Below are 26293 nucleotides of genomic sequence, written 5' to 3' on the forward strand. Positions count from 1 at the left end.
GAGCGCGGCAGTCATGTTCAGAGAGGCGTCATGTCTAGAGAGGAGCCGCCGATGAGCGACATTGCGATTCGTGCGCGCCATGTCAGCAAGGTGTTCGGGCAAAGCCGGGTTCTCGACAGTGTCGAGTTCGAGCTTCTCCGCGGAGAGGTTATGTGCCTGGCGGGCGAGAATGGTTGCGGTAAAAGCACGCTCATCAAGATCATTAACGGGGTTTACAAGCCTGAGCCTGGAGTCCAGTTCACATTGGGCGACGAGTCCCTCACGTCGATCAGCCCCCTGGAGGCGCGCAATCGAGGAATCCATGTGATCTGGCAGGATCTGGCGCTCTTCCCGCACCTGACCGTGGCGGAAAACATTGTCTTCGATGACTATGTGGCCAAGCCTTGGAAGCCTATCGCCTATCGGGAGGCGCTCCGCCAGTCCTTCGAGATTATCCAGCAGTTCGGCTTCAACCTGGACCCTGCTGCCCGCGTGGAGGAGCTCACCGTTGCCCACCGTCAGTTGGTGGCAATCTGCCGGGTGCTGCGTGCCGGTGCCAACATCATCTTCATGGACGAGCCTACCGCCTCACTCACCTATAAGGAGGTGCAGTCTCTACTGGCGATCACTCGAACCCTGGCCGACCAGGGCATATCCATCGTGCTGGTTAGCCACCGTCTTGCAGAGGTGTTGGAGGTCTGCCAGCGAGTCACCGTACTGCGCAACGGCCAGTTGGTGGGCACATATCCCACTGAGGGTATGACCCAGGCACGACTCTCCACGCTGATGACCGGCCTGGAGCTTGAGCACACCCCGCGAGTGAATGCCCGGAAAGGAGCGCCAGTGCTGGAGCTTGACGGTTTAAGTCGCGATGGCGAATTCGAGGATATCTCCTTCACCCTGAATCGCGGCGAGATCCTGGGCCTGACTGGGCTGCTGGGCGCTGGGCGGACCGAGATCGCTCATACTCTCTTCGGCATGACCCGCCCTACCTCGGGCGTGATGCGCAAGGATGGCAGACCGCTCAAGCTGCGCTCCAACCGTGACGCAGTGCGCCACAAGATTGCCTACCTTTCGGAAGACCGATTTCACCTGGGGCTGGTGCAGAATCAGTCGATCAACATGAACAGTGCCGTGACCGTGTTGCCTTTTCTGGAGAAACCGCGCGGCTTTCTCTCTCCCGGGCGCATCAAGGCGCTGACCGCGCGCTGGGTCGAACAGTTGAAGATCAAGGTGAGCGATGCCGAATTGGCGGTGTCGTCGCTCTCCGGCGGTAATCAGCAGCGCGTGGCGCTAGCCAAATGGCTGGCAACCGAGCCCGACGTGCTGATCCTTGACTGCCCTACTATCGGTGTGGACGTCGGCGCGAAGGCCGGCATTTTCGACATCATCCGTGGGCTGGCGGATCAGGGTATGGCGATCATCCTGATCTCCGACGAGGCCGGCGAGATCTGGATGAATACCGACCGCGCGTTGGTGCTGCGCGAAGGGCGCATCGCCACCGAAGTCACCCCCGCAGACACCACCGAAGAAGCGCTGGAGGCAGTGATCAATGCGTAAGCTTTTACGACGCAAAAAGCTCGGTACCGAGGGTGTGCTGCTTGGCATCATCGTCGCACTCTGCGTGGTGTTGACACTGAGTACAGATAGCTTCCTGAGTGTGCAGAACCTGTTTGATCTCCTGAACAATCAGTCGGTCAATATCATCTTCGCCGTGGGACTGGTGGTAGTGCTGATCGCCGGTGGCATCGATATCTCCTTCGCGGTGGCCGCCTCGGTGGTGCAGTACGTGGCGATGACCTTGCTGATGGAATACCTGGGCGGCGGAGGCTGGGTCGTGGGGATCTTGCTGTCCGCTGTGGTGGGCACGGTGCTGGGGCTGTTCAACGCTCTGCTGATCCATCGTTTCCACATCGTGTCGATCATCGTCACCATCGGCACCTTCAACCTCTTTTTCGGGCTGCTGATGTACTTCACTGGCGGGGTATCGATCTATGACATCCCGGACTGGCTCTATTACTCGATTCCTCTGCTGGACCTGCCTGCTGAACGAGGTTCGGCCACGCTCTACTTCCCCGCTGCCGTCATGGCGGTCATGGTGTTGTTCACCTGGTTTATTCTTGCCCGCACGGGCTTTGGACGGGCGATCTACGGCTATGGCTCCAGTCCCGAGGCGGCGCGCCGCTCCGGCGTCAGCGTGTGGAAGATCCACGCCTTCGCCTACGGGTGGCTGGGGCTCTGCGCCGGTGTGGCGGGACTGATGCAGGCGCATATCGTGCAGGAGGTGGTGCCCAACGCTCTGATCGGCCAGGAGCTCCCCATTCTGGCCGCGGTGGTGCTGGGTGGCGCTACCCTTGGCGGCGGGCGCGGCACGGTGCTTGGCGCGGTGCTCGGTGTGCTGTTGCTTGCCGTGGTGCAAAACGGCTTGAACCTGCTGGGCGTCACGCCCTACGCCTTTCGCATGATCGTGGGGCTGATCATCTTAACCGCCATCACGACCAGTAACCTGGGCAACTTGTTGCCCCATTCCTTTAGGGCGAAAACCGTATGAACAAGTCACCGAACGCGCCCGCCAAGGCCAGTATTCGACTGGGCGCCGATACCCTCGAGGTGCTGGTGATGACGGCGTTTCTGGTCATCAGTATCGCGTTCTTCTCGCTGCTGGCCCCTGGCTTTCTTAGCACGACCAACTTCGGTTCGATGTCGATGCAGCTGCCGGAGCTCGGTCTACTCTCGTTGGCGATGTTGGTGCCGATCATCTCCGGCGGGCTTAACCTGTCAGTCACCTTCACTGCTAATCTCGCCGGGCTCACCACGGCATGGTTTGTGCAGGGTGCCTTGGCGGACATGGGCGGCATTGGTGTGCCTCTCGCCATTGTGACTGGATTGGCCGTGGGCGCGGCGTCGGGCTGTCTGATCGGCGTCATTGTCGCCTACGTCGGAGCACATCCAATTCTGGTATCGCTGGGGGCGATGATCTTTTTCCAGGGGATGGGCGAGTTCCTGACCCGTGGCGGCGGTATCTCGGGAATGCCCGAGACGTTCCAGACCCTCGGTAGCGGCCATTGGCTAGGCGTGCCAATTCCGATGTGGATCTTCCTCGCCGCCGCCGCCGGGCTGATGTACATCATGCACTTCACCCGGATTGGCTTCTCGACCCATATGCTCGGCTCCAACCCCCGCGCGACGGAATATTCGGGCATTGACGTCAAGCGCGTGTTGATCATTGTCTACACCCTGTCCGGCCTGCTGGCGGGGCTGGCCGGTATGGTCATGCTGGCTCGCTTCAACTCGGTGCGTGTTGGCCACGGCGAGAGCTACCTACTGATTACCGTCTTGGCGTGTTTTCTGGCTGGCGCCAACCCCTTTGGCGGCTTTGGCCGTGTGCTGCCGCTGATGCTGGGGCTGATGAGCCTGCAGGTGATCGCTTCGGGCATGAATCTGATGGGTGCCAGTCAGCACCTGGCTACTGCCGTCTGGGGCGGATTCCTGATCATCGTGATGGCACTGCGGATGCCGTTCATCAAAAGTCGTGAGTAAGCCTCTATGAGTTATCAAGAGCACGTTCTGGGCATCGACATCGGTACCGGCAGTGCACGCGCGGGTATTTTCAACCAGGACGGTGTGATGCTGGCTGAGGCGAAGGCGCCCATCGGCATGCACCGCCCCGCCGAGCACCATGTGGAGCAGAGCTCCACCAACATCTGGCGCGCGGTATGCCGCGCCACCCACCAGGCAAGAGAAGCCGCCGGTGTGGCCTCCAGGAGCGTGACGCGCATGTCGGTCAGCGCGACCTGTTCGCTGGTGTTGCTGGATAAAGCCTACCGGCCCCTGGCGCTCTCGCCGGGTGATGAGCCCTGGGACATCATCGTGTGGATGGACCACCGTGCCACACGTGAGGCCGCGGAGTGCTCGGCTACCGGGTCGGCGGTGCTTGCCAGTCTTGGCGGGTCGATGTCGCCGGAAATGCAGGTGCCCAAGCTCAAGTGGCTCAAGCGCCATCGTCCCGAGCTTTACGCGCAGATCGGTTATGCAGGCGATCTTGGTGACTGGCTGGGCTTTCATTGTACGGGCTCTTTCGAGCGCTCGGTATGCATGCTCGCCTGCAAGTGGACCTTCGACCCGCGCCCCGGCCAAGGCTGGGATTACGACTTCCTTGCTCAGATCGACATGCAGGACGTGATCGAGCGCGCGAAGCTTCCCGACAATGCCCTGCCGGTGGGCGAGGATCTTGGTCCACTCACTGAGGCCGCGGCGCGGGATCTTGGCCTGACCACCGAGTGCCGCTTCTCGGTCGGTATGATCGACGCCTATGCTGGCGCCCTGGGAACCTTAGGCCGCAGCCTGACGCAGGACCCCGAGACGCGGCTGGCGGTGATCGGCGGAACCTCGACCTGCCACATCGGCGCTCAACCCAAGCGCTGTGAAGTGCCCGGCATCTGGGGGCCCTATCCTAGCGCGCTGTGTGACGGGTTCGTCGCTAACGAAGGCGGCCAAAGCATTACCGGCGCGCTACTCGACCACCTGGTGGCGATGTTCTCCGCCGGCAGCGAGTTCGGTGACGATGTGCACGGCGCGCTCTCGGGCATGCTGCTTGAACGCCTGGAGAACGGCGACCCCGCCCCGGACACCCATGTCTGCCCGGACTTCATTGGTAACCGTTCGCCACTGGCTGACCCGGACATTCGCGGGGTGATCAGCGGGCTCACGCTGGATACCCCGCGGGAGAGCTTCATCAAGGTGTACTGGGCCGCCGCGACGGCGCTGGTCTACGGCACCCGGGCGATCATTGAGCGGCTCAACGCCCACGGCTACTCTATCGATACGCTGCATCTGAGCGGCGGTCACGGCCGTTCGGCGTTGCTACGCAAGCTCTACGCCGACGGTACCGGTTGCCGGGTGGTGCTTTCTGGGGCTCCCGAACCGGTGCTTATGGGGGCCGCTGTTGCGGCGCTGGGCGCCAGGGGAGGCGGCAGTGTGCTGGGGGTGGCCAAGGGGCTCGCCCCGGGTGAGCAGGTGCTGGAGCCCGATCCCTCCATGCAAGCGATGCATGCTACGCGCTACCAGGCGTTCAAGGCGCTCTATGCCGGGCGCCTGGACTGAACACGTTCAGGCGCTGCTGTGCTCGAGGGTGTACAATCGGCGCTTTAGTCAAAATTGATGAGAGGTGCCATGTCCTCGGACATCCAGCGTCCCAGTGGACGCGCGATCAATCAGACCCGCGACATTCGCCTGACCCGCGACTACACCCGCCATGCCGAGGGATCGGTGTTGGTGGAGTTCGGTGATACGCGTGTGTTGTGCAATGCCAGCGTCGAGGCCGGTGTGCCGCGCTGGCTGCGTGGCAAGAAGCAGGGCTGGGTGACCGCCGAGTACGGCATGCTGCCGCGGGCCACGCATACCCGGGGTGGTCGCGAGGCCAGCCGCGGCAAGCAGGGCGGACGCACGGTGGAGATTCAGCGCTTGATCGGCCGCTCGCTGCGGGCCTCGATCAACCTCAAAAAACTCGGTGAGTACACCATCACCGTGGACTGCGATGTCATCCAGGCCGACGGCGGCACCCGCACCGCGGCCATCACCGGCGGCTGTGTGGCGCTGGTGGACGCCGTTCGCTATCTGCAGCGCGAGAAGCTGATCAAGGGCGATCCCTTCCACCAGCTGATCAGTTCGGTGTCGGTGGGCATCTACCAGGGGACGCCGGTGGTCGACCTGGATTATCCGGAGGACAGCCGTGCCGGTACCGACATGAACGTGGTGATGGCGGAGAACGGTGAGTTGATCGAGGTGCAGGGCACTGCCGAATCGGGCACCTACAGCCGTGCCGAACTCAATGCCATGCTCGATCTCGCCGAGAAGGCCGGCGGTGAGCTGTTCGACCATCAGCGTGAGGCGCTGGGCATCCGCGACTGAGTATTCGAGATGGGGTGATCCCCGCACTTGGTGGGAATGCTGATTTATGTCGCGAGCGAAGATAGGCTGGCTGCCGCCGGAGCACAGCAACCGGAGGTGACAGTTTGCTCAATGAGGATTGCGCGCACCGCCGGCGGTCAGGATATCGAGCGCAGCAATAAATCAGTGTTCCCTTGGCGCAACACGCCGGCCCATGGCCGGCGTGTTGCATCGCGCCGAAGCGCGATGGCGACGTAGGGAGGCGCGTCAGAGGGTCAGGTCGTACTCGATGATCAGCGGCGCGTACTCGGAGAAGGTGGCGTCGTAGTCGATCCAGGCATCCACCACATGGCGGCGGAAGTTGGGGCCGACGATCTGATAGTCGATGCGCCAGCCCTCCTGGCGCTCCCGCGGCTGATCCTGGTCCAGCGCCGGCCACCAGGTGTATTCACCGGCATCGCGGTTGATCTCGCGGAAGGTGTCGATGAAACCTGTCGGGCCGAAGACCTGATCCATCCAGGCGCGTTCCTCGGGCTTGAAGCCCGGTGTGGTCTGGTTGTCCGCCCAGTTCTCCAGGTCGATGGTCTTGTGGGCGATGTGCCAGGTACCGCAGATGATGTACTCGCGGCGCTTGCGAGCCATCTTGGTCAGGTACTCCTGATACTGTGCCATGAAGTTCTGCTTGGCGGCGGGGTCGCTGCCGTCGGGCATCAGGAAGGAGGCGATGCTGAAGCGGTCGTAGTCGGCCTGCAAGAAGCGCGCTTCATGGTCGCACTGGGGAAAGCCCAGGCCGTACATGATCGCCTTGGGAATCTTGCGGCAGTAAAGGCCGACACCGGAGAAACCGTCCTGCTCGGCGTCGAGGAAATAGCCCTCGTAGCCTTCCGGAAAGAGGATGCTGTCGTCGAGCTCGAAACTCTTGGCCTTGAGGTTCTGCACGCAGACGACGTCGGCGTCCTGGTTGGCCAGCCAGTCGAGAAAGCCTCGACCGACCGCCTCGCGAATGCCGTTGACATTGATGGTGGCGATTTTCATACATGGTCCCTTTTGCGTCGCGCGTGTATGATACCCGACGTTTCGACGTTTGGGTAAATGGCATCGGTCCATGAACGTGATAGGAGGCCCCGTGGCGGATCATCGAGTCGCATCGTCCCTGCAACCGTATCAACAGGCGTTCATCGCGTTCGCCATCGAGCAGGGCGTGCTGCGCTTCGGCGAGTTCACCCTCAAGTCCGGTCGGGTCAGCCCCTATTTCTTCAACGCCGGTCTGTTCAAGTCCGGTGCCGCCCTGGCCCAACTGGGCCGTTTCTACGCCCAGGCCATCGCCGACAGTGGGCTGGAGGCCGATGTCCTGTTCGGCCCTGCCTACAAGGGTATCCCATTGGCGGCGACTACCGCCGTGGCGCTGGCCGATCATCATGACCGCGACTTGCCCTATGCGTTCAATCGAAAGGAAGCGAAGGCGCATGGCGAGGGCGGTAATATCGTCGGCGCCGAGCTCGCCGGCCGCATCCTGATCGTCGACGATGTCATCACCGCCGGCACCGCCATCCGCGAGGTGATGGGCCTGATCGAGAACGCCGGTGCCGAGGCGGCCGGTGTCGTGGTGGCGCTGGATCGCCAGGAGCGCGGCGGTGATGACGGCGATGCCCGCAGCGCCATCCAGCAGGTCGAAGCGGCCTACGATATGCCGGTGGTCAGTATCGTCAACCTGGACATGGTGCTCGAATATCTCGAAGTCCACGCCGGCGAGGCGCTGCGGGGCCATGCCGAGGCCATCCGCGATTACCGTGATCGCTACGGCGTGACCGCCAGCTGAACGAGGTTGCCTTGCCTCGTCGGTGTTCGACCCAGGTAGCCGACTATGCTCGATGTGGTGCTCTTCCAGCCCGAGATTCCGCCCAATACGGGCAACCTGATCAGGCTGTGCGCCAACACCGGATTCCGCTTGCACCTGATCGAGCCGCTCGGCTTCGAACTCGATGACAAGCGCCTGCGTCGCGCCGGGCTCGATTATCACGAGTGGGCCAGGGTCCGTGTGCATTCTGACTGGGAAGCCTTCATCGAATCGGTCTCGCCCCGGCGGGTCTTCGCCGTCTCCACACGCGGTCGCACCGGCTATCATGAGCCGGCCTATGGTCCGGGTGATGCCCTGGTGTTCGGCCCCGAAACCCGCGGCCTGCCCCAGGCGATGCTCGATGCCCTCCCCGAGGCACAGCGGCTGCGCATCCCCATGCTCTCCGAGAGCCGCAGCCTGAACCTCTCCAACGCCTGCGCCATCCTGGTCTATGAGGCGTGGCGACAGCTCGATTTCGAGGGCGCCCTGGCGCCCTCGACCGGGGGCGCACCATGACGACCAGCATTGCCAGCCGCATCGCCAAGCTCAACCCCAGCCAGCGCGAGGCCGTGAAGGCCATCGACGGGCCCTGCCTGGTGCTGGCGGGCGCCGGTTCCGGCAAGACCAGCGTGATCACCACCAAGATCGCCTACCTGGTGCAGGAGTGCGGCATGAGTGCTCGGCGCATCGCGGCGGTGACCTTCACCAACAAGGCGGCCCGGGAGATGAAGGAGCGGGTGGGGCAGATGCTCAAGGGCAAGGAAGCCCACGGGCTGCGTGTCTCCACTTTCCACACCCTGGGGCTCAACATCATCCGCGGCGAACTCAAGGCACTGGGGTATAAGCCAGGGTTCTCGCTGTTCGACCCCGAAGACGCCAAGGCCTTGCTGCGCGACCTGATGAACAAGGACGCCCAGGTCGATGCCGATCAGATCAATCGGGTCCAGTCGGTGATCTCGAACTGGAAGAACGATCTGGTGCTGCCCGGGCAGGCGTTGTCCCATGCCGCCGATGAGGACGAGCTGTTCGCGGCACGGGTCTACGAGGCCTACGTTCGCCATCTCAAGGCCTATAACGCCGTCGATTTCGACGATCTGATCCTGCTGCCGGTGACCCTGCTGCGTGACGATCCCGAGGCACTGGCGCGCTGGCGGCGCAAGATCCACTACATGCTGGTGGACGAGTACCAGGACACCAACGTCAGCCAGTACCAGCTGGTGCGCATGCTGATGGGGGAGCGGCAAACCTTCACCGTGGTCGGCGACGACGACCAGTCGATCTATGCCTGGCGCGGGGCGCGGCCCGAAAATCTGGTGACCCTGGGCGAGGACTTCCCGCGTCTCAATGTCATCAAGCTCGAGCAGAACTACCGCTCCACCGGGACCATCCTGCGTGCCGCCAACACCCTGATCAGCAACAACCCCCACGTCTACGAGAAGACCCTGTGGTCGAACATGGGGCAGGGAGAGCCGATCCGTGTGGTGGTCAACCGTCACGAGGAAGCGGAAGCCGAGCGGGTGGCCAGCGAGATCCTCACCCGGCGCATCAAGGAGCGTGCCGAATGGCGCGACTTCGCGGTGCTCTATCGCGGCAACTTCCAGGCGCGGCTGCTGGAGCTCAAGCTGCAGCACTACCAGATTCCCTACAAGCTCTCCGGCGGGACGTCCTTCTTCTCGCGCAACGAGATCAAGGACGCCATGGCCTACCTGAGGCTGTTGATCAACCCGGCCGACGACAACGCCTTCCTGCGTATCGTCAATGTGCCGCGTCGGGAGATCGGCCCTGGCACCCTGGAAAAGCTGGCCAACTACGCCACCGACCGAGGCGCATCGCTGTTCGCCGCCTGCCATGAGATGGGGCTGGCCGAGCAGTTGCCGGCGCGGGCGGTCGAGCGCCTGGGGCGTTTCACGCACTTCATCGACGGCGTTCGACGTCGCATGGATGGTGGCGATGCCATCGCCGCCATTCGCGGGATGCTGCACGAGATGGACTACGAGGCCTGGCTCTACCAGAACGCCAGCGCGCCGACCATCGCCGAGCGACGCATGGCCAACGTCTGGACCCTGGTCGACCAGCTTGAGAAATCGATGCGGGCCGATCCCGACGAGGAAAGTCCCAGCACCGATACCGAAACCGACGATGTGGAAGCGGCGATCTCGCGGCTGGTGCTGCGCGATATTCTCGAGCAACAGGCCGAGGAGGACGACTCCGACCGCGTTCAGCTGCTCACCATGCACGCCTCCAAGGGGCTCGAGTTCCCGCATGTCTACCTGATGGGGCTCGAGGAGGAACTGCTGCCGCACCGCAATGCCATCGAAGTGGGCACCGTGGAGGAGGAGCGCCGCCTGGCGTATGTGGGCATCACCCGAGCGCGACGCACCTTGACGCTGACGCTGGCCCGACAGCGCAAGGCGTATGGTGAGCTGATGGACTGCACGCCCAGTCGTTTCCTCGACGAGTTGCCCGAGGATGCGCTGGAATGGGAAGGTCGGGCCGGCCGGGAAGACCCGGAGAAAAAACAGGCCCGCGGCCAGGATGCCCTGGCGGGGATTCGCTCGCTGTTGGGTTGAGGGCGACTGACAGAACGCTCAGCGAGGGCCTGCCCTCGGACAAGCCCTCTCCACTGTGCAGTGCCCAGGGCACTTCTCGTGACGATGTGCTCGGCTATTGCGACTCTTCGAGCAGATAGTCGACGGCCGCCTTGACCTCGGCGTCGGAGAGGCTGGGGTCGCCCCCCTTGGGCGGCATGGCATTGAAGCCGTCGATGACATGGGTATAGAGCGTATCGGTCCCCTTCTCCAGGCGGGTCGACCAGGCTTCGGTATCGCCTATCTTCGGGGCATTGGCCACGCCCGTATTGTGGCAGGCCATGCAAACGGCGTCATAGATGGCCTGGCCATCGGCGTCTCCGCCCCCGTTCGATGAGCCCGCTGCACCGCCTCCGGCGGATGCTGTGCTGGTACCGCAATCCTGTCCCTGGAGGCAAAGTTCCCCCACCGGTGCCAGGCGCTTGGCGATGGCTTCGTGACTCGAGTCTTCCTGGGCGAAGGTCAGGCCCGTCAGGCCGAGGGTGGCCAGGCACCCCACGATCAACTTGCTGGAATTCACTGTGCCACCTCTCTTGTTATTGGACGGCATTGCCGGACGGCGTCACGGTTGGCATTCAGGTCGCGCGAAGCGAGCCCGAACCGCCATGCGATGGTGGTCAGTATAACCAGCATCGGCAAAAGCGGAAAAACGCGTCGATACCGAGACGCATAGCGCCCGCCCGGGTGGACAGCCGACAGGCGGCAAGGTAGGATAATGCCCGCCTCAGCGCAATCGCTGACTGACATCAAGCAGTGTCGGCGAGAGTTGGAAAATTCGCGCCCTTAGCTCAGCTGGATAGAGCGTCGCCCTCCGGAGGCGAAGGTCAAAGGTTCGAATCCTTTAGGGCGCGCCAGAATTGCAGTAAAAACGGTCACCTGGCTCTTGTCAGCGGTGGCCGTTTTTCGTTACGGCCCACAGCGCCCGTAATCGTCCTCGAAGCGCAGGATGTCGTCCTCGCCCAGGTAGTCACCGCTCTGTACCTCGATCATCACCAGGGGGACGAGGCCCGGGTTCTCGAGGCGGTGCCGGTGACCCGCGGGAATGTAAGTGGATTCGTTGGTGCGCAACAGCGCGTCCTCGTTCTCATTGATCACCCTGGCGGTACCGCTGACCACGATCCAGTGCTCATTGCGGTGGTAGTGCATCTGCAGGGATAGTGAGGCGCCGGGTTTGACTTCGATGCGCTTGATCTTGAAGCGGTTCCCTTCTTCCAGCACCGTATAGGTGCCCCAGGGACGATGCACCTTGCCATGGTGCCGTTGCCACCCCTTGTCCCTTGCCTCGAGGCGCTCGGTGATTGTCTTCACGTCCTGGCAGCGGTCCTTGTGGGCGACCAGCAACGCATCGGGCGTATCCACGATCACCAGGTCCCGCACGCCGAGAGTGGCGGTCAGGCCATGCCGGCTGTGGATATAACAGTTTCGTGTATCCTCCAGTTCTGCATCGCCCAGTACGCTGTTGCCTTGCTCATCGGGTTCCACGAGATCGGCCATGGCCTGCCAGGAACCGATATCGCGCCAGCCCGGTTCGCAAGGCACCACGGCCACCCGGGAGGATTTCTCCATGAGGGCGCGATCGATCGATTCCCCCACCACGGCGTCAAAATACCCGGCATCCAGATGCGCCAGGCTGTGAGCCTCACCCTCGCTGCGGCGTGCCGACTCCAGAGCCGCTTGCGTTGCCTGGAGCAGCGCCGGGGCATGCGTGCCCAGTTCCCCCAGCAGGCTGTCGACCCGAAAGCAGAACATGCCCGAATTCCACAAGTGTCGGCCGCCGGCCAGGTAGTGTTCGGCCGTTGCGCGATCGGGTTTCTCGATGAAGCGCACGACCTCGAGGGCCGTGTCAGCGGTCGAGGGCAGGGGTTCTCCCTTCTCGATGTAACCGAAGCCGGTTTCCGCCCGTGTCGGCTGGATACCGAAGGTCACCAGACGACCCTGCGCAGCGGCCTCCATGGCATTGTCGACCGCGCGACGGAAGGCGGCCTCGTCCTGCACCAGGTGGTCGGCCGGCAGCACCAGCATCCGGGCGTCGTCGCCGTAGCGGTATTGCAGTTCCAGTGCCGCGCTGCAAATGGCGGGAGCGGTATTGCGGCCGAAGGGCTCCAGCAGATAGTGCAGGGGCTGGCGAGGCGATAGCGCCCGGTACTCCTCGTCGGTACGAAAGAACAACTCGCGATGGGTAACCGTGGTGACGCTCTCCACCGGACCGGCGGACTGCCCCCTGAGGAAGGTTTTCTGCAGCAGCGAAGCATCGCCGTCCACCTTGAGAAAGGGCTTGGGATAGGCCTCTCGGGAGAGAGGCCATAGGCGCGAGCCGGTTCCCCCGGCGATGATGACGATATGCATGTAGGGACCCTTTGGCGGACGCCTGACTCCAAGCGGCACTGTATCGCCCTGTCGGCAAGCGGGCCAGCCGGGCATCATTCGGCGTGTCTCGATCCATCGAGGCCCGGGCCTCGGGGTGTGTCCATCACTCCGGTTGCCGTATGGCCTCGAACTCCAGTCTCACCGCCACCGTATCGCCCACCAGGCCGTTGTCCACTGCGTAGTCCATGCCCCATTCGCTGCGGTTCAGCTCGGTGGTGGCCGAGATGCCCAGGGTGTGCTTTTCATGCCCGAAGGGGTAGCGATCCGCCTTGTTGAGCCGCACGTCGAGCGTCACCGGGCGCGTCTCGCCGAGCAGCGTCAGGTTTCCGGTCAGGGTGCCGCGATTGTCCTCGACCCCGGTGAGCTCGTCGGCCACGAATTCGATGGTGGGGTAGCGGTCGACGTCCAGGAAATCATCGTCCTTGACGTGCTCGTCGCGGCGTTGGTGGTTGGTAAAGAGGCTGTCGGCCTGGATGGTGGCCGAGCCCGACGCCAGCGTCTGGCGCTGCTCGTCATAGACGAACTCGCCCTCGGCCTCGAGAAACAGGCCGATCACGTCGGCATAGTCGACGTGATCCACGGAAAAACTCACCGAGAAATGTGCTGGATCGATGTGGTAGGTCCGTGGTTCCGCCGCGCCGAGGGTAGGCAGAGCGAGCATCGTGGGGACCAGCAGCCAGAGCAGGGCCCTCTTGAAGGGAGTGACGATCGTGGCAGGGGACGGTGTTCGTATGGAAATTCGCATGGGAGGCCTCCTCATGGATGTATCAAGGGCAGCGCTGCCGTTGCCATAGCCAGTGAATGTCGCGCAGAAAAGAGGCACTCAGCAGGGTCAGGGCAAGGGCCAGCAGGAACGGGGTCATCAGGGGACTGGCGAAAGGGCTGCAGGCGACGAGCAGGGCGCCGACCTGTATCACGCAGATCGCCTTGCGTCGCCGGCTCTCCGGCAGGGGAGCGGCCAGCCAGGGCCACAGCCTGCCCGAGACGACAAAGACGTAGCGCATGCCGCCGAGCATCAGTACCCAGGGCCCCGCCTTGTCGTGGGTGATCAAGGCGATGCACAGCAGCAGGATCAGAAAGGCATCCAGCTCCATGTCGAAGCGTGCACCGAAGTGCGTCAGGGTGTGCGTGCGACGGGCCACCCAGCCGTCCAGCCCATCGAGCAGGAGGGCGAGCAGGGCGAGAGCGCTCAGCGGCCATAGCGTCTCGGCCTCGGCGCCGGGCCGGAACAGGGGGGCCAGGGCCATGCCGGCCAGGGCGGTAATGAGGGCGCCGCGCAGCAGCGTGACGCGATTGGCCCAGCCGAAGCCGCGCAGCTCGCGTGTCCAGGCGGCGATGACGAGCGCGCTGAGCGCGAGATGCGCCACGAGTGCCGCTCCCAGCGCACCGGGTGCCTCGTGGCTCGGCCAGAGCGCCAGGCTGATGCCCACCGCCAGCGCCAGGCCCATGGCGAGATCCGGCCAGATTCGCCGCGTGTCGGCTCCCTGTTCGATGCGCATGCCGCGACTCTCCTTGCACCAGTCTTGTACGTCGCGGCCATCATCTGCGGTGTGTCTCATCACGCTATGCGGCTCCTGAGCGTTGAACGCCTACCCTGTTGAGTGTGGCAATGAATGAGCCGATGCGCTATTCCTGTGCGTAGATCTTGTACATGATCTGTATAGTTTTGGTCCAAGCCTGTGAGAGGATGGAAATCAGCAGGCCGAATCGGTCGAATCGAGCAGAGAGGCGAGGGAATCCATGGCAGTGATGCAGGCCAGGGCATTCTGGCGAGTCCCGGGGCCGCGAGGCGAACTGCGGCAGGAATCACTGGCCGAGCCCGGTGAGGGCGAGGTGCTGGTCGAGTCGCGATTCAGCGCGATCAGCCGCGGGACGGAATCGCTGGTGTTCCATGGCCGGATACCCGATTCCGAATATCAGCGGATGCGCGCGCCTTTCCAGCAAGGCGAGTTCAATGACACGCTCAAGTACGGCTATGCGAACGTGGGACGGGTATTGAAGGGGCCGTCGTCTCTGCTGGGGCGCGATGTGTTCTGCCTCTTTCCTCATCAGGATCGCTATGTGGTCCCCGAAGCGGCGGTCCTGCCCTTGCCCGACGGGGTGCCGGCGCGTCGGGGCGTGCTCGGCGCCAACATGGAGACGGCCGTCAATGCGCTCTGGGATGCGGCGCCGGTCGTCGGTGATCGCATCGGCGTGATCGGTGCCGGGGTGGTGGGGGTCCTGGTTGCTGCCCTGGCGGCCGATATTCCGGGCGCCGACGTCACCCTGGTGGACATCAACCCGGCGCGTGCGCGGCTGGCCCGGCGGCTCGGGGTGAGGTTCCGCCTGCCGGACGACGCACCGGAAAACTGCGACCTGGTCTTTCACACCAGCGGCAGCGCCGCGGGCCTGCGTCAGGCCCTGGTCCTGGCCGGCAATGAGGCGCGGGTCATCGAGATGAGCTGGTACGGCACGCGCGATGTCGAACTCCCGCTGGGCCAGGCCTTTCACTCCCGGCGGCTCTCGCTGCTGGCCTCCCAGGTCGGCCACCCGCGCGCCGACCGTGCCGCCAGGTGGGGAGGCCAGCGTCGCCTGGCACTGGCCCTGGGGCTGCTCGCCGATCCGCGCTTCGAGGCGTTGCTGGAACCTTCCTGTGCGTTCGAGGATCTGCCATGGGTAATGGCGAGCGTCACTTCACCGCAAAGCGAGACCCTCTGCCAGGTCGTGCGCTACGGCACCCAAGATGAAGACGATGGCCATTCCGAAAGGAGCGCTTGATGTTCAGCCTGACCGTACGCGATCACATGATGATCGCTCACAGCTTTCATGGCGACGTATTCGGGCCGGCACGAAAGCTTCATGGCGCCACCTATGTGGTGGATGTCAGCTTTTTTCGACCGACGCTCGACGAGCACGACCTGGTGGTGGATATCGGGCTCGCCAGCGAGACGCTGAGCACCGTGTTGAAGGAGTTCACCCTGTCCAATCTGGACGATCATGAGGCGTTTCAAGGGCGCAATACCACGACCGAGTTCATGGCGCAGGCGGTCTTTCAGCGCATGGCATGGGCCATCACGGACGGGCGCCTGGGCGAGGGGGCCAAGGGGTTGAGTGCCATGAAGGTGACGCTCCATGAATCGCATATCGCCTGGGCCAGCTACGAGGGATCCCTCGAGTGGGAGGCGTGAGCCTTTCCAGCGCGCCTCGGCTGGCCGTCATCGTGCCCGGGCCGCTGCGCCAGGCGACGGGCGGCTATCGTTATGATGCCCGTATCGTCGACGGGCTGCGGGCAATCGGCTGGGACGTTGCCGTCGACGAGCTCGAGGGGACCTTTCCCGAGGGTGACCGACCGGCCCGGGAGGCCCTGCAGACGGCCCTCGATGCGCGGCAGGATGGCGACGAGGTCGTGATCGACGGCCTCGCCCTGGGCAATCTGGGGGACGTGGTGACACCGCATCTCGGGCGACTGCGTATCACGGCCCTGGTGCATCATCCGCTCGGCGACGAAGCCGGCCTCGACGAGGCGGCGCGTCGGCGCCTGCATGTGCGCGAGATCGACGTGCTGGAGCGAGTGCACCGCCTTGTCGTGACGAGCCGTTTCACCGCGCGTCGCCTCGTCGAGCTGGGCGTCACCCGTACGCCCATCGAGGTGGTGGAGCCCGGTGTGGCGCCGGCTCCCCTGGCTCGAGGCGCCTGGCCGTCGAGGGCCGCCGAGGCCCCGAGGTTGCTGTGCGTGGCAACGCTGACCCCGCGCAAGGGCCATCGGGTCATGCTGGAAGCGTTGGCGATGCTGCGCCATCGCCCCTGGCGGCTCGAATGCGTCGGCGATGATCGTCGCGCGCCCGAGGAAAGCCAGGCAATCCGGCGGGACATCATGGCGCTCGGCCTGCAGAACAGAGTGAGCGTGGCAGGGTGCGTGAACGAGACGGCGCTGGCGCGATGTTACCACGAGGCAGACCTGGTGCTGGTGCCGTCGTTCTACGAAGGCTATGGCATGGTCGTGACGGAGGCGCTGGCCCGGGGGCTGCCGCTGGTCTCGACCCTCGGCGGGGCATTGCGCGATACGGTTCCCCCGGAGGCCGCCTGGCGTGTCGAGCCCGGCCGCAGCGAGGCCTTTGCTGCGGCCATCGCGCAATGGTGGTCGAGCGAGGAGCGAGACGCCAAGCGGCGCGGTGCGGCCCACGGCCGGCTGGCGCTGGCTGGCTGGGAGCGGACGGTGGAACGCTTTGCCGACAGCCTTGCCGGCTCGCCCGGGGTGCCGGCGGGAGTCGTCGATGAGCGATGATGCCCTCTTTGCCGCGTCATGGCTGGCGCTTCGCGAGCCCGTCGATGCACGTTCCCGTGCCGAGCGACTCAACGGGATGGCGGCGGCCTGGCTGGCGGAGCGCCGGGCCGCGACTCGGCGGCCGCTGAAGGTGCTCGACCTCGGGGCGGGGAGCGGCAGCAACCTGCGCTATCTCGGCTCCCGCCTGGCGATGCCTCAACACTGGACGCTGATCGACCAGGATGCGGCGCTGCTGGATATCGCGATGGCGGAGGCCGCGCCATGCGAGGCGGAGGCACGCTGCGTCGACATGGGCCGTTGGCGGCGCCGCCCCGACGAGCTGGCGGCATGGCTCGACGGAACGGATCTGCTGACCGCGTCGGCATTGCTCGACCTGATGTCGCATCCCTGGGTCACGATGCTGGCGGAGGCCGCGAGCCGGCACCGGGTCGCGGTGCTGTTGGCATTGAGCGTGAACGGGGACTGGCGGCTGGACACCCAAAGCCCCGCCTCCCGGGAATGGACGCGCGAGGATCAATGGGTTCGCCATGTCTATCGCGACCATCAGGCCACCGACAAGGGCGTGGGGCAGGCACTGGGCGGACAGGCGCCGGCCGTGATGGCGTCGGCGCTGGAGGCATGCGGCTATCGGCTGTACCTGGCCGACAGCCCCTGGGTACTGCAGGGGCTCGATGATCGGGCTCTCGGCGAAGCACTGCTCGACGGCTGGCGCTCGGCCGCATGCGAGCAGGCGCCCGAGGCCGCCGATGCCATCCGGGACTGGCATGCGGCGCGGCTGTCGTGCTGGCGTCGGGGAGAACTGACGATACGGGTCGGGCATCGGGATCTGTTGGCCCTGCCGGGATCCACCATGCCCACCGGGACGGCGCGCCGATGATCCGGGGCCTGTCATGGGCGGCGCTCGGGGCGCGCTGGGCCATCGTGCTGGCGGCGGTCGCGCTGGTCTATCACCTCGTCGATGGTGACCGGGTCGGCGTGCGGTTCGATGATGTCCAGTTCGTCTGGGTCGCGGCGGGACTGGCGATCTCCGTGCCCCAGGTGGCCATGTCCGCCTGGCGCTGGTGGTACACCTTGCGTTGCCTGGGGCTGCGCATGGGCGGTTGGCAGGCCCTTCAGGAGTACTATCTGGCGACCTTTCTCAACCAGGTCCTTCCGGGTGGCATGGCAGGCGATGCGACCCGTGCCTGGCGTCACGCCCGACAGGCGGGGCCGGCCTGGGGCGATCGGCGCCGTCAGCAGGCGCTTCGGGCGGTGTTCATCGAACGGATCTCGGGGCAGGTCGCGCTGGCCATGCTGGTGGTGGCGAGTCTGGGGCTGCTGCCGTCATGGCAACCCTGGCGAAGCCAGCTGGCGATCTCTGCCGGTGGCCTCGGCTGGGCCGTCGTCGTGGTGTGCGTCGTCGTCGGTGGTGGCCTGCTGGTCTGGCGCTCCGGCGCCGGGCTGCCGTGGGAGCGGCCATGGCCCGCCATCGTTGCCGGGGCGTGGCAGGATCTTCGGCGCAGCTTGCTGGCTCCCCGGCCATTGAGCCTCCACCTCCTGGTCTCGAGCGCCACGGTACTCAGCTATGGCCTGGTGATGGTCTGCGCCGCGCGTGCCATCGGGATAGCGACACCGACGAGCACCCTGCTGGCGTTGGCCCCCTTGCTGTTGCTGGCCATGGCAATGCCGCTGAGTCTCGCCGGCTGGGGGTGGCGGGAAGGCGCCGCGGCCCTGGTCTGGCCGTTGGTCGGCCTGTCCAGCTCCGATGGCGTGGCAGTGTCGCTGGCGTACGGGTTGCTGGTGCTGCTGTCGAGCCTGCCCGGTGCCCTGGTGCTGCTGGTCGTGGTCATGATGCCGCGGACCGATCGACCTCCAGGTGCCGACTCTCCGGCCTTCTCATCGTTCCCCGCGAAGCGCGAGGTCGAAGAGGGTGTCGGTTCCCAGCGAAAAGCGGCGGCAGGTTGGGCGTCGCGCGTCGTCCAGGGTATCGATGGGCGGCAGGTTCAGGCCGGCCCTGCCCGAGCCGATCAACAATGGGGCGACGAGCAGGTGCAGGCGGTCCAGGGCATCCGCCGCCAGAAAGTGCGACAGGGTGGTACTGCCGCCCTCGACCAGGACGCGTCGATATCCCGCCTCGCGCAACCGGACGATGACCGCCCGGGCCAGGGCGTCATCGGGAGCGACGGCCAGTTCCTCTCGTTGCAGGTGCGTCGCACCGCCATCGGAGAGAGCGCCGGGCGCCACCAGATGAAGGGTTCGGGCCTCGCCATCGGTGAACAGACGATGATGCTCGGCGAGTCGCCCCTTGGGGTCGATCACCACGCGCAGCGGATGGGGGCCCGGGACATGCCGCACGGTCAACGCCGGGTCGTCCGCGGCGACGGTTCCGGCGCCGACCACCACGGCGTCGGCCAGGGCCCGCAAGCGATGCAGATGCGTGCGCGCTGCGATGCCGTTGATGTAGTGGGAATGCCCGGTCCGAGTCGCGATGCGTCCATCCAGGCTCTGCCCCAGTTGGCCGATGATGCAGCCCTCCGGGGCACACAGGATGGGCAGCAGGGCATCGAGCAGGTCGGCACTGTCGGCATCGAGTTCGGGGTCGGCGCGCCAGGTCGCGTCGCCCGTCATCGTCAGGCGGCCCGGGGCGAGATCCACGGCCAGGGGACCCGACGACCAGTCGTGATCGCGCGCGCTCAGCAGGGCCTGCCAGCAGGCGTCGATACGAGGCGTGGAACAGGGCATGGGGGCTCCTTCCGAGGGGACCGAATCATCATGCGGGGATCGCCCGCCAAGGACAACCGGGCCAGTACGACAGCGAGAGGATAGCGTCATGTATCAGCTGGAAAGAGCCATCTTCGATCTACGGCGAGGCGTGCCCGTGCTGCTGACCGCCGCCGAGGGTGACCGTCTGGTGCGCCCCGTCGAGGGCCATCATGAGGGTGAGCTGTCGACCCTGCTCGAGCGCTGTGGCGAGGGACCGAGGCTGGTGGTCACGCGCCATCGCCTGGAAGCATCGGGGCTCGAGGCCCCGAGCGATACGGTATCGCTGGTACTGACCGAGTCCGGCGAGCGCCTGGATCCTGGGCGTGATGAGCTGCCAGCCCATGACGCAGCGGTACCCGCGACATCGGCGGAATGCGTCGCCCTGGACATGATGCGCCGGGGCCTGCTGGTGCCGGCGGCCGTGGTCGCCGCTCCTCGCCACGGGCGCCGTGATGAGATCGCCCGGTTGGTGGCATCCGGCACGCTGCTGACGCTCGATGCCACCGAAGCGCAGCGGACGCTGGGCCGGCTGAGTCATGAGGTGGTACGGGTCAGCGACGCGTCGGTGCCTCTGGCCGATGCCGAGGTCACCCGGTTCATCCTGTTCCGCGAGGCGGATGGCATGCGTGAGCACCTGGCGATCGTCATCGGCCAACCCGACGACTGGCCCGAGGCGGTGCCGATCCGCCTGCACTCGGCGTGCCTGACCGGGGACCTGTTCGCCAGCCTGCTCTGTGATTGCGGCGAGCAGCTGCGCAATGCGGTGACCGGCATTCGCGAGCTGGGCGGTGGGGTGTTGCTGTACCTGGACCAGGAGGGACGGGGCATCGGACTGGCCAACAAGCTGCGTGCCATCGGGTTGCAGGACACCGGACTGGATACCCTGGATGCGGATGGCTGCCTGGGCTTCGGTCATGACGAACGTCGTTACGGGGCGGCCGTGGCCATGCTTCAGGACCTGGGGATCGGGCGTGTCCAGTTGCTGACCAACAACCCGCGCAAGATGGCGGCGTTGATGGAGGCCGGCATCGAGGTGACGAAGCGCCAGGGCATCTATGGGCGGGTCACCCCGCAGAATCGGGCCTATCTCGCCGCCAAGGCCGGTCGTGCCGGACATTGGCTCGAACATATCCTCGATCAGGACGATTCGGCGTGAAAGCCCGTGATATCGAGCCGTGCCGTGTCATCGAGGACCTCCGCCAGGGCTCGGCCGAAGTGAGACACCAGCTGTTGCCCGAGCGCGTCGGTGGCCAGGGCGGCATTGCCCACCACGCCACCGGGATGGAGGTCCTGTGCCAGCCAGGCGAAGGAGGCGTCGCCTTCGGGCCCGAGACGCGCCTGGCGGGCGGCCAATCGTTCGCCCACGGAAGGCGGGTGACCGAGGGCGTCTCGTCGCACCCGATCGGGGTGGAGGTGCAGCATCATCGCCGTTTCCAGTGCCCCGCCGTGCAACCCGTGGATCAGCTCCTCCCGGGGCAGACAGCCATCCGGCGGGGCGAGCGTCATGTAGGGGGCCTTGACCACCAGCATGCCGTGACGTCGACGCAGCGTCAGGGCGGCCTGCTGCATGATGGCCTGGTTGCCGCCATGGCTGTTGATCAGCATCAGGCGCCGAATGCCGCTCCGTGCGAGGCTGTCGCCCACCGCCTCGAGGGTGGCCTGGGCCACCGGCGCGGGCAGCGACAGCGTGCCCGGGAAGTCGCGGTGCTCCTCGCTGGCGCCCACGCTCAGGGGCGGCAGGACGAACACCGAACGGTCGGGCGCGACGTGACGCAGCGTCTCGTCGAGCAGCCCCTCGCCGATATCCAGGTCCGTCGACAGCGGCAGGTGAGCGCCGTGCTGTTCGATGGCACCGAGTACCATCACGGCAACACTGTCGGTTCTCGTCAGGGAGGGCACATCGGGGGCATGGAGCGATGTCCAGTGATGGATGGCCATGGCGGTCGCAACTCCCTTGGCGGTGGTCGTGAATGCCGACTTTACGCGCCGGGAGTGGGCCGTGGCGAGGTGCATCAGGCATGAAATGGCTGGGTGTCGTGGTGATGCTGTGGCTGCTGGCGCGTCTTGGCGGCCTGCTGATGCTGGTGGTCATGGCCGGCGGGGATGGCGTTGGGCCGGGCGTCGAGTGGTTGCTGCGCGTACCCCTGGATGTGGTCCTGCTGGCGGTGCTGCTGCTCTGGTTGCCGCCGCGGCGAGTCGTGCTGGTCAGCATTGCGGCCATGCTGATGCTGGCGGTGACCCTGAGTCTTGCCGAAGGAGCCACATTCGCCATCTTCGGACGTGAGCTGAATGTCTGGCTGGACGCCTCCCTGTTGTCGGCGGGCTATCAGCTGTTGACCTCCAACCTGGGCAATCTGCCGGCACTGTTGGTCGTGGCCGTGATGGTGTCGGGGTTGGCGGGGCTCGTCTGGGTCGTGTCACGGGGGCTGGGTGGGGCTTGTGCCGCGAGTGCGCGGACTCCCCGCTTGCGCCGACTCTGGCTCTCCGTCGGCATGATGGGCCTGGCGGGTGTCTCGCTGGGCGCGGGCTACCTGCGCGACGCTCCTCGCCCGGGAATCGATTTTCCCCTGGCATCCGTCGTGGTCGAGCAGGCCGAGCAACTGCCTCGAACCCTCGCGGCGCGACGGCGCTTCGAGCAGCGCCAGCGCCGTCAGCAGCCGGAGGTAACGCCCCTGCCGGGGTTGCAGGGGCGAGACGTGGTGCTGATCTTCATCGAGTCCTACGGCATGTCGTTGCTCGAGGAGGACGCGGCCTCGTTGCGGGATACCCTGAAACAGGCATCGTACTCGCTGGCCGACCAGGGCATCGCCAGCGTTTCCGGACGCTTGCGTTCGCCCGTGCGGGGCGGGCAGTCCTGGCTGGCCCATGCCAGCGTGCTCAGCGGGCTGACCATCGATGATGGCCTGGACTACCGGCTGTTGTTGAAGAGTCGGCGAGGCTCCATGGTGCAGGATTTCGCCGCGACGGGGCACCATACCCTGGCGCTGATGCCGGCGATTACCCAGGCCTGGCCGGAAGGCCGGGCCTATGGTTTCGATACTCTGGTCGATGCCGGGGGCATGGGCTATGCGGGGCCTTCGCTGCACTGGGTCACCATGCCCGATCAGTACAGTCTGAAGACGCTGGCGACACGCTGGCTCGACAGTCAGGATGCGCCCGTCTTCGCCCAGGTGGCGCTGATCAGTAGCCATGCTCCCTGGACGCCGATCCTGCCCGTGCGCGACTGGGCGGCCATCGGCGATGGCAGTGGCTTTCGGCGCTGGGCGGACGCGGGGCCCGAGCCCGAGGTCCTGTGGCGGGATATGGACGAGGTGCGGCGTCATTACGCCGAAGCGGTCCGTTATTCCCTCCGGGTGACGCTGGCGTGGGTCGAACGCTACCTCGACGATGACGGCCTGGTCATGGTGATGGGCGACCATCCCGCGGCGCCGGTGGTGACGGGCCCTGGCGCCAGCCCGGACGTCCCCGTGCACCTGTTCAGCCGTGATGCCGAGCTTGTCGCTCCCTTTCTGGAGCACGGGTTTCGCGACGGCCTGATCCCTGCCGCGACGCCCGCCTCCTCGACCATGGCCTGCTGGCGGCACTGGCTTCAGCGGTACTTCGCCGATGGTGAGGATGAAACAGAGAGCGCCGTTATACCTCGTCATGGCGCCCTGCCGGCATGCCAGTGGCAGCCAGGTGAATGACCATGGCTGGCAATCTACCAGTAATCAGGTTTGTCGGCTGGTTTCTTTCGCGTGTGTACGCGCTCAGGTAACTGGTGAGCTTCGAGTTCTTCGCTGGATATGTGGCGACGCATCCAGTCAGCGTTGTTCCGTAGAGAACCTGGTCGAGTCGATGACGCCCCCAGTGAACCGTGACGCCACGGGCCTTGAGGGCCCGGATACAGGTATCCTGGGCTTGCTTGGACTGAAGGCCGCGTGTGGCCCGAGTTGGCTGCACGGGATCGAATCCCTGGAAACGAAGAAACCGGCACGATGGCCGGTGTCTTCACCCCGACTGCCAGTGAACTGAATCGCTGCGTACAGGGCTGAGTCGTTGGGCGCGTCAGTTGGGTCGTTGACAGAAATGAGGACCATGCAGCGCGCCATGTTGGACTGGCCCTGATACCGAGCCTGGAGTCTGGCCTCAGTCGCCCCAGACCTCCCGGGCGATCCGGGTCACGAGTTCCAGCTTGGCCTGCTGTTGCGCCTCGCTCAGGGTATTGCCTTCCTCGGTGGAGGCGAAACCGCACTGGGTGCTCAGGCAGAGCTGATCGAGGTCGACGAAGCGGGCGGCTTCATGGATACGTGCCTTGACGTCCTCGGCGCTCTCCAGTTCTCCGGTCTTGCTGGTGACCAGCCCCAGCACCACCTTCTGGTGGCCCGGCTTGATGAAGCGCAACGGCTCGAAACCGCCGGCCCGGTCGGTGTCGTATTCGAGGAAGAAGGCATCGACATTCACCGATCCGAACAGGGTCTCGGCGACGGGCTCGTAGCCGCCTTCGGAGATCCAGGTGGAACGGAAGTTACCTCGGCACACATGCATGCTGACGATCAGGTCGTCCGGCTTGTCTTCCAGCGCCTTGTTGATCACCCGGGCATAGGTTCGCTGCAGCTGTTGCGGGTCTTCTCCGCGTTCGATAATCCTGGCCGTCTGTTCTTCCGAGCAGAGATAGGCCCAGACGGTGTCGTCCAGCTGCAGGTAGCGGCAACCCGCCTCATAAAAGGCCTGCAGGGCCTGCTTGTAGACGCGGGCGAGGTCATCGAAGAAATCATCGAGGTTCGGGTAGGCCTCGACGCTGACCACGTTGCGGCCCCCACGGAAATGCAGGACGCTCGGGCTCGGGATGGTCATCTTCGGCATGACACCATCCGCCACCTCCCTGAGGAACGTGAAGTGCTCCAGCATGGGATGCTCGCCAAACCCCAGCTTGCCGGTCACGCGAACATTGCGCGACCGGGTCTGCACACCGGTGAACTGGATGCCTTGATCGGCCTCGTAGCCTTCCACCCCTTGCAGGCCTTCGAAGAAATCGAAGTGCCACCATGCGCGACGGAACTCACCATCTGTCACCACCTGCAGCCCTGCCTGGCATTGGCATGCCACGGCGTGTCGAATCGCCTCGTCCTCGACGGTATGCAGCCGTTCGTCATCCAGGTGTCCCGCCTGCCGTTGCTGGCGGGCCTCCTTGACCGGCGACGGGCGCAGCAGGCTACCGACGACATCGGCGCGGAACGGGGGACGGGAAAATGCCATCTCGGACTCCAGGGAGCGAATTGAAAATTATTTAACAGGCTAAATTTATTCGCCTCGACGGCAGGCGTGAAGCGAGACTTTTTCAGGGGTAACGTGAATTTCATTCATGAAGAGAGCTCGAATCCCCGGGCAAACTGTCGTGACTGACTGGTGAGGCATTGGTTTGCGGGAGACATGCCCGCATCTACCCGGGACATCTCAATGCAGGCGTGCGTATCGCCTGACCGGAGGAATTGACTCATGAGCAATGCGATCCAACCGATTCTCATCGTGATGACCAGTCATGGCACCAAGGGCGAGGGCGGTGATCCGACCGGGTTTTTCCTGTCCGAGGTCACGCATCCGCTGGCGGTGTTCGAAGCAGCTGGCATCCCGGTGGAGTTCGCTTCCATTCAGGGCGGGGAACCGCCCGTGGATGGCTTCGATCTCGATGACGAGACGAATGCCCGTTACTGGAACGATGCCGACTTCCGCGAGCGGCTCCGCAGCACCCGGGCGCTTGCCGAGATCGACCCTGCCGATTATTCGGCGATCTTCTTCGCCGGTGGGCATGGTGCCATGTGGGACTTCCCCGACAGTGCCGCCGTGAACGACAAGACGCGTGCGATCTGGGAGCAAGGCGGTATGGTGGGCGCGGTCTGCCACGGCCCCGCTGCCCTGGTGAACGTGACGCTGTCGGATGGCGCCCGCCTGGTCGCCGGCCGGGACGTCGCGGCCTTCACCGATGCCGAGGAAGAGGCGGTCGGGCTCACCGAGGTCGTACCCTTCCTGCTGGCGTCGAGGCTGGCCGAGCGTGGCGCCAAGCTGCACCCTGCCGCCGACTGGACGACCCAGGTGGTCACCGATGACCGGCTGGTGACGGGCCAGAATCCGCAGTCGGCTACCGGGGTGGGGGAAGCCTTGCGTGATGGGCTCTTGTCTCGGGACTGAGAGGCGTTTCAGGTAGCTGGCCGGGGCACGGGTCCGGCGATGGGTGTGCAAGGAAGTTAGACTAAAGTTCATAGACCAAGGTATAATCCATGGCACACCCATCGACGCACAGGTTCGAATGCCATGACAACCACCACCGTTGTTGAACGTACCGACCGTCTGCCCCTGTTCAAGCGTTTCGGCAAGATGGCCTACCGTGTGCTGGAAGCCATGACCGAGAGCGCCTATCGTGGCTTCCAGTCTCGCATGCCCTACTCCTATATCTGATCCGTCCGGCCCGACTCACCGCGCTCTCCGGTGAGCATCGGTCCGCTGCTTCGCACTGCCCGGTGATCCTTTCAGGCACTGCCGGGCGGCGTGCACACCTCCTTTTCTTCCCTTTCTTCCTCTTCTTCCCTTTCTTCCCCTCGATGCCGTGTGCTCACGCACGATATCGTTATCCGCGATAATCCTGATGGA

General features: G+C 65.0%; 24 protein-coding genes, 1 tRNA gene and 1 pseudogene. 18 read left to right on the forward strand and 8 right to left on the reverse strand.

The genetic code is table 11. From position 1 onward, the window contains the following. The first annotated feature begins 51 nt into the window (after positions 1-51). The 5 genes from LU493_RS08520 to rph all read left to right on the forward strand — a co-directional run bounded on the left by LU493_RS08520 (position 52) and on the right by rph (position 5889). Positions 52-1539 carry a sugar ABC transporter ATP-binding protein gene (locus LU493_RS08520; protein ID WP_275287360.1) on the forward strand — a complete coding sequence of 496 codons (1488 nt, stop codon included), beginning with the start codon at positions 52-54 and terminating at the stop codon, positions 1537-1539. Then, a complete protein-coding gene (locus LU493_RS08525; protein WP_275287361.1) occupies positions 1532-2530 on the forward strand; it encodes an ABC transporter permease in 999 nt (332 codons plus the stop codon). The genes LU493_RS08520 and LU493_RS08525 overlap by 8 nt, the downstream gene beginning before the upstream one ends. After that, on the forward strand, positions 2527-3519 hold the full coding sequence (locus tag LU493_RS08530; protein WP_275287362.1) for an ABC transporter permease: 993 nt from the start codon (positions 2527-2529) through the stop codon (positions 3517-3519). The genes LU493_RS08525 and LU493_RS08530 overlap by 4 nt, the downstream gene beginning before the upstream one ends. A gap of 6 nt (positions 3520-3525) precedes the next feature. Further along, positions 3526-5082 carry an FGGY-family carbohydrate kinase gene (locus LU493_RS08535; RefSeq protein WP_275287363.1) on the forward strand — a complete coding sequence of 519 codons (1557 nt, stop codon included), beginning with the start codon at positions 3526-3528 and terminating at the stop codon, positions 5080-5082. 69 nt (positions 5083-5151) lie between these two features. After that, complete coding sequence (rph, locus tag LU493_RS08540; protein WP_275287364.1) at positions 5152-5889, forward strand: ribonuclease PH; 738 nt, start codon at positions 5152-5154, stop codon at positions 5887-5889. Between the two features lie 246 nt (positions 5890-6135). Here the strand turns inward: rph and LU493_RS08545 are convergent, their stop codons facing one another. Next, on the reverse strand, positions 6136-6903 hold the full coding sequence (locus LU493_RS08545; RefSeq protein ID WP_275287365.1) for an exodeoxyribonuclease III: 768 nt from the start codon (positions 6901-6903) through the stop codon (positions 6136-6138). Positions 6904-6973: 70 nt separating this feature from the next. Here LU493_RS08545 and pyrE point away from each other — a divergent pair, with 70 nt between their 5' ends. Genes pyrE through rep form a run of 3 tightly spaced genes read left to right on the forward strand, consistent with a single transcriptional unit; the run spans position 6974 to position 10275 of the window. Beyond that, entirely contained in the window at positions 6974-7687 is a 714-nt protein-coding gene (gene pyrE / locus LU493_RS08550; RefSeq protein ID WP_275287366.1) for an orotate phosphoribosyltransferase, read from the forward strand. A 45-nt stretch (positions 7688-7732) separates the two neighbouring features. Continuing rightward, entirely contained in the window at positions 7733-8221 is a 489-nt protein-coding gene (gene trmL, locus LU493_RS08555) for a tRNA (uridine(34)/cytosine(34)/5-carboxymethylaminomethyluridine(34)-2'-O)-methyltransferase TrmL (protein WP_275287367.1), read from the forward strand. Beyond that, the gene (gene rep, locus LU493_RS08560) at positions 8218-10275 is read left to right on the forward strand and encodes a DNA helicase Rep (protein ID WP_275287368.1); all 2058 of its coding nucleotides are present in this window, start codon (positions 8218-8220) and stop codon (positions 10273-10275) included. Before trmL ends, rep begins: the two co-directional genes overlap by 4 nt. A 94-nt stretch (positions 10276-10369) precedes the next feature. Here rep and LU493_RS08565 read toward each other — a convergent pair whose 3' ends face one another. Then, positions 10370-10813 (reverse strand): c-type cytochrome, encoded by a 444-nt coding sequence (locus tag LU493_RS08565; protein WP_275287369.1) that lies wholly within the window; start codon positions 10811-10813, stop codon positions 10370-10372. Positions 10814-11070: 257 nt separating this feature from the next. Here LU493_RS08565 and LU493_RS08570 point away from each other — a divergent pair. Further along, positions 11071-11147, forward strand: a tRNA-Arg gene (locus tag LU493_RS08570). 52 nt (positions 11148-11199) lie between these two features. Here the strand turns inward: LU493_RS08570 and LU493_RS08575 are convergent. The 3 genes from LU493_RS08575 to LU493_RS08585 form a co-directional block, all read right to left on the reverse strand. Next, positions 11200-12639: a mannose-1-phosphate guanylyltransferase/mannose-6-phosphate isomerase gene (locus tag LU493_RS08575; RefSeq protein ID WP_275287370.1), complete on the reverse strand. Its 1440-nt coding sequence runs from the start codon at positions 12637-12639 to the stop codon at positions 11200-11202. A 124-nt stretch (positions 12640-12763) separates the two neighbouring features. Then, positions 12764-13405, reverse strand: a complete 642-nt coding sequence (locus LU493_RS08580; protein WP_275287371.1) for a YceI family protein — start codon at positions 13403-13405, stop codon at positions 12764-12766. Positions 13406-13427: 22 nt separating this feature from the next. Continuing rightward, complete coding sequence (locus tag LU493_RS08585; protein WP_275287472.1) at positions 13428-14219, reverse strand: CDP-alcohol phosphatidyltransferase family protein; 792 nt, start codon at positions 14217-14219, stop codon at positions 13428-13430. A gap of 181 nt (positions 14220-14400) precedes the next feature. On the opposite strand from LU493_RS08585, the gene LU493_RS08590 reads away from it, so the two are divergent. The 5 genes and pseudogenes from LU493_RS08590 to LU493_RS20050 form a co-directional block, all read left to right on the forward strand. Further along, a complete protein-coding gene (locus tag LU493_RS08590; protein WP_275287372.1) occupies positions 14401-15417 on the forward strand; it encodes a zinc-dependent alcohol dehydrogenase in 1017 nt (338 codons plus the stop codon). Then, positions 15417-15827: a 6-pyruvoyl trahydropterin synthase family protein gene (locus LU493_RS08595; protein ID WP_275287373.1), complete on the forward strand. Its 411-nt coding sequence runs from the start codon at positions 15417-15419 to the stop codon at positions 15825-15827. Before LU493_RS08590 ends, LU493_RS08595 begins: the two co-directional genes overlap by 1 nt. Further along, the gene (locus LU493_RS08600) at positions 15824-16924 is read left to right on the forward strand and encodes a glycosyltransferase family 4 protein (RefSeq protein ID WP_275287374.1); all 1101 of its coding nucleotides are present in this window, start codon (positions 15824-15826) and stop codon (positions 16922-16924) included. Before LU493_RS08595 ends, LU493_RS08600 begins: the two co-directional genes overlap by 4 nt. Continuing rightward, entirely contained in the window at positions 16914-17801 is an 888-nt protein-coding gene (locus LU493_RS08605; RefSeq protein WP_275287375.1) for a hypothetical protein, read from the forward strand. Before LU493_RS08600 ends, LU493_RS08605 begins: the two co-directional genes overlap by 11 nt. Beyond that, positions 17798-18709: pseudogene (locus LU493_RS20050) on the forward strand (lysylphosphatidylglycerol synthase transmembrane domain-containing protein); the annotation flags it as partial. The gene LU493_RS08605 and the pseudogene LU493_RS20050, both read left to right, overlap by 4 nt. Positions 18710-18799: 90 nt before the next feature. On the opposite strand, the gene LU493_RS20055 reads toward LU493_RS20050, so the two are convergent. Beyond that, positions 18800-19735: a RibD family protein gene (locus LU493_RS20055; RefSeq protein WP_428994550.1), complete on the reverse strand. Its 936-nt coding sequence runs from the start codon at positions 19733-19735 to the stop codon at positions 18800-18802. Between LU493_RS20055 and ribA the strand changes: the two genes are divergently transcribed. Then, positions 19734-20822 (forward strand): GTP cyclohydrolase II RibA, encoded by a 1089-nt coding sequence (ribA, locus tag LU493_RS08615; protein WP_275287377.1) that lies wholly within the window; start codon positions 19734-19736, stop codon positions 20820-20822. The genes LU493_RS20055 and ribA overlap by 2 nt on opposite strands. Here ribA and LU493_RS08620 read toward each other — a convergent pair. Beyond that, entirely contained in the window at positions 20804-21604 is an 801-nt protein-coding gene (locus LU493_RS08620; RefSeq protein ID WP_275287378.1) for a creatininase family protein, read from the reverse strand. The two genes, ribA and LU493_RS08620, sit on opposite strands and share 19 nt — an antisense overlap. 80 nt (positions 21605-21684) lie before the next feature. Between LU493_RS08620 and LU493_RS08625 the strand changes: the two genes are divergently transcribed. Continuing rightward, positions 21685-23352 (forward strand): alkaline phosphatase, encoded by a 1668-nt coding sequence (locus LU493_RS08625; protein ID WP_275287379.1) that lies wholly within the window; start codon positions 21685-21687, stop codon positions 23350-23352. Positions 23353-23794: 442 nt separating this feature from the next. Here LU493_RS08625 and LU493_RS08630 read toward each other — a convergent pair whose 3' ends face one another. Continuing rightward, positions 23795-24904, reverse strand: a complete 1110-nt coding sequence (locus LU493_RS08630) for a cobalamin-independent methionine synthase II family protein (RefSeq protein ID WP_275287380.1) — start codon at positions 24902-24904, stop codon at positions 23795-23797. Positions 24905-25144: 240 nt separating this feature from the next. Here LU493_RS08630 and LU493_RS08635 point away from each other — a divergent pair, with 240 nt between their 5' ends. After that, positions 25145-25834, forward strand: coding sequence for a type 1 glutamine amidotransferase domain-containing protein (locus tag LU493_RS08635; RefSeq protein ID WP_275287381.1), 690 nt, complete (start codon positions 25145-25147; stop codon positions 25832-25834). 123 nt (positions 25835-25957) lie between these two features. Continuing rightward, positions 25958-26101 (forward strand): hypothetical protein, encoded by a 144-nt coding sequence (locus tag LU493_RS08640; protein ID WP_275287382.1) that lies wholly within the window; start codon positions 25958-25960, stop codon positions 26099-26101. The last annotated feature ends 192 nt before the right edge of the window (positions 26102-26293 follow it).

Origin of the sequence: Halomonas elongata (assembly GCF_029081005.1) — a bacterium.
Taxonomy (GTDB): domain Bacteria; phylum Pseudomonadota; class Gammaproteobacteria; order Pseudomonadales; family Halomonadaceae; genus Halomonas; species Halomonas elongata_B.

Bases quoted from the DNA above. Each gene is read 5' to 3' on its own strand.
- LU493_RS08525 (WP_275287361.1), top strand. From the start codon at position 1,532: ATGCGTAAGCTTTTACGACGCAAAAAGCTCGGTACCGAGGGTGTGCTG.
- LU493_RS08590 (WP_275287372.1), top strand. From the start codon at position 14,401: ATGGCAGTGATGCAGGCCAGGGCATTCTGGCGAGTCCCGGGGCCGCGA.
- LU493_RS08635 (WP_275287381.1), top strand. From the start codon at position 25,145: ATGAGCAATGCGATCCAACCGATTCTCATCGTGATGACCAGTCATGGC.
- trmL (WP_275287367.1), top strand. From the start codon at position 7,733: ATGCTCGATGTGGTGCTCTTCCAGCCCGAGATTCCGCCCAATACGGGC.
- LU493_RS08595 (WP_275287373.1), top strand. From the start codon at position 15,417: ATGTTCAGCCTGACCGTACGCGATCACATGATGATCGCTCACAGCTTT.
- LU493_RS08585 (WP_275287472.1), bottom strand. From the start codon at position 14,219: ATGAGACACACCGCAGATGATGGCCGCGACGTACAAGACTGGTGCAAG.
- LU493_RS08535 (WP_275287363.1), top strand. From the start codon at position 3,526: ATGAGTTATCAAGAGCACGTTCTGGGCATCGACATCGGTACCGGCAGT.
- rph (WP_275287364.1), top strand. From the start codon at position 5,152: ATGTCCTCGGACATCCAGCGTCCCAGTGGACGCGCGATCAATCAGACC.
- ribA (WP_275287377.1), top strand. From the start codon at position 19,734: ATGTATCAGCTGGAAAGAGCCATCTTCGATCTACGGCGAGGCGTGCCC.
- LU493_RS08545 (WP_275287365.1), bottom strand. From the start codon at position 6,903: ATGAAAATCGCCACCATCAATGTCAACGGCATTCGCGAGGCGGTCGGT.
- LU493_RS08530 (WP_275287362.1), top strand. From the start codon at position 2,527: ATGAACAAGTCACCGAACGCGCCCGCCAAGGCCAGTATTCGACTGGGC.
- LU493_RS08630 (WP_275287380.1), bottom strand. From the start codon at position 24,904: ATGGCATTTTCCCGTCCCCCGTTCCGCGCCGATGTCGTCGGTAGCCTG.
- LU493_RS08575 (WP_275287370.1), bottom strand. From the start codon at position 12,639: ATGCATATCGTCATCATCGCCGGGGGAACCGGCTCGCGCCTATGGCCT.
- LU493_RS08605 (WP_275287375.1), top strand. From the start codon at position 16,914: ATGAGCGATGATGCCCTCTTTGCCGCGTCATGGCTGGCGCTTCGCGAG.
- LU493_RS08620 (WP_275287378.1), bottom strand. From the start codon at position 21,604: ATGGCCATCCATCACTGGACATCGCTCCATGCCCCCGATGTGCCCTCC.
- LU493_RS08580 (WP_275287371.1), bottom strand. From the start codon at position 13,405: ATGCGAATTTCCATACGAACACCGTCCCCTGCCACGATCGTCACTCCC.
- LU493_RS08625 (WP_275287379.1), top strand. From the start codon at position 21,685: ATGAAATGGCTGGGTGTCGTGGTGATGCTGTGGCTGCTGGCGCGTCTT.
- LU493_RS20055 (WP_428994550.1), bottom strand. From the start codon at position 19,735: ATGACGCTATCCTCTCGCTGTCGTACTGGCCCGGTTGTCCTTGGCGGG.
- rep (WP_275287368.1), top strand. From the start codon at position 8,218: ATGACGACCAGCATTGCCAGCCGCATCGCCAAGCTCAACCCCAGCCAG.
- LU493_RS08640 (WP_275287382.1), top strand. From the start codon at position 25,958: ATGACAACCACCACCGTTGTTGAACGTACCGACCGTCTGCCCCTGTTC.
- pyrE (WP_275287366.1), top strand. From the start codon at position 6,974: ATGAACGTGATAGGAGGCCCCGTGGCGGATCATCGAGTCGCATCGTCC.
- LU493_RS08520 (WP_275287360.1), top strand. From the start codon at position 52: ATGAGCGACATTGCGATTCGTGCGCGCCATGTCAGCAAGGTGTTCGGG.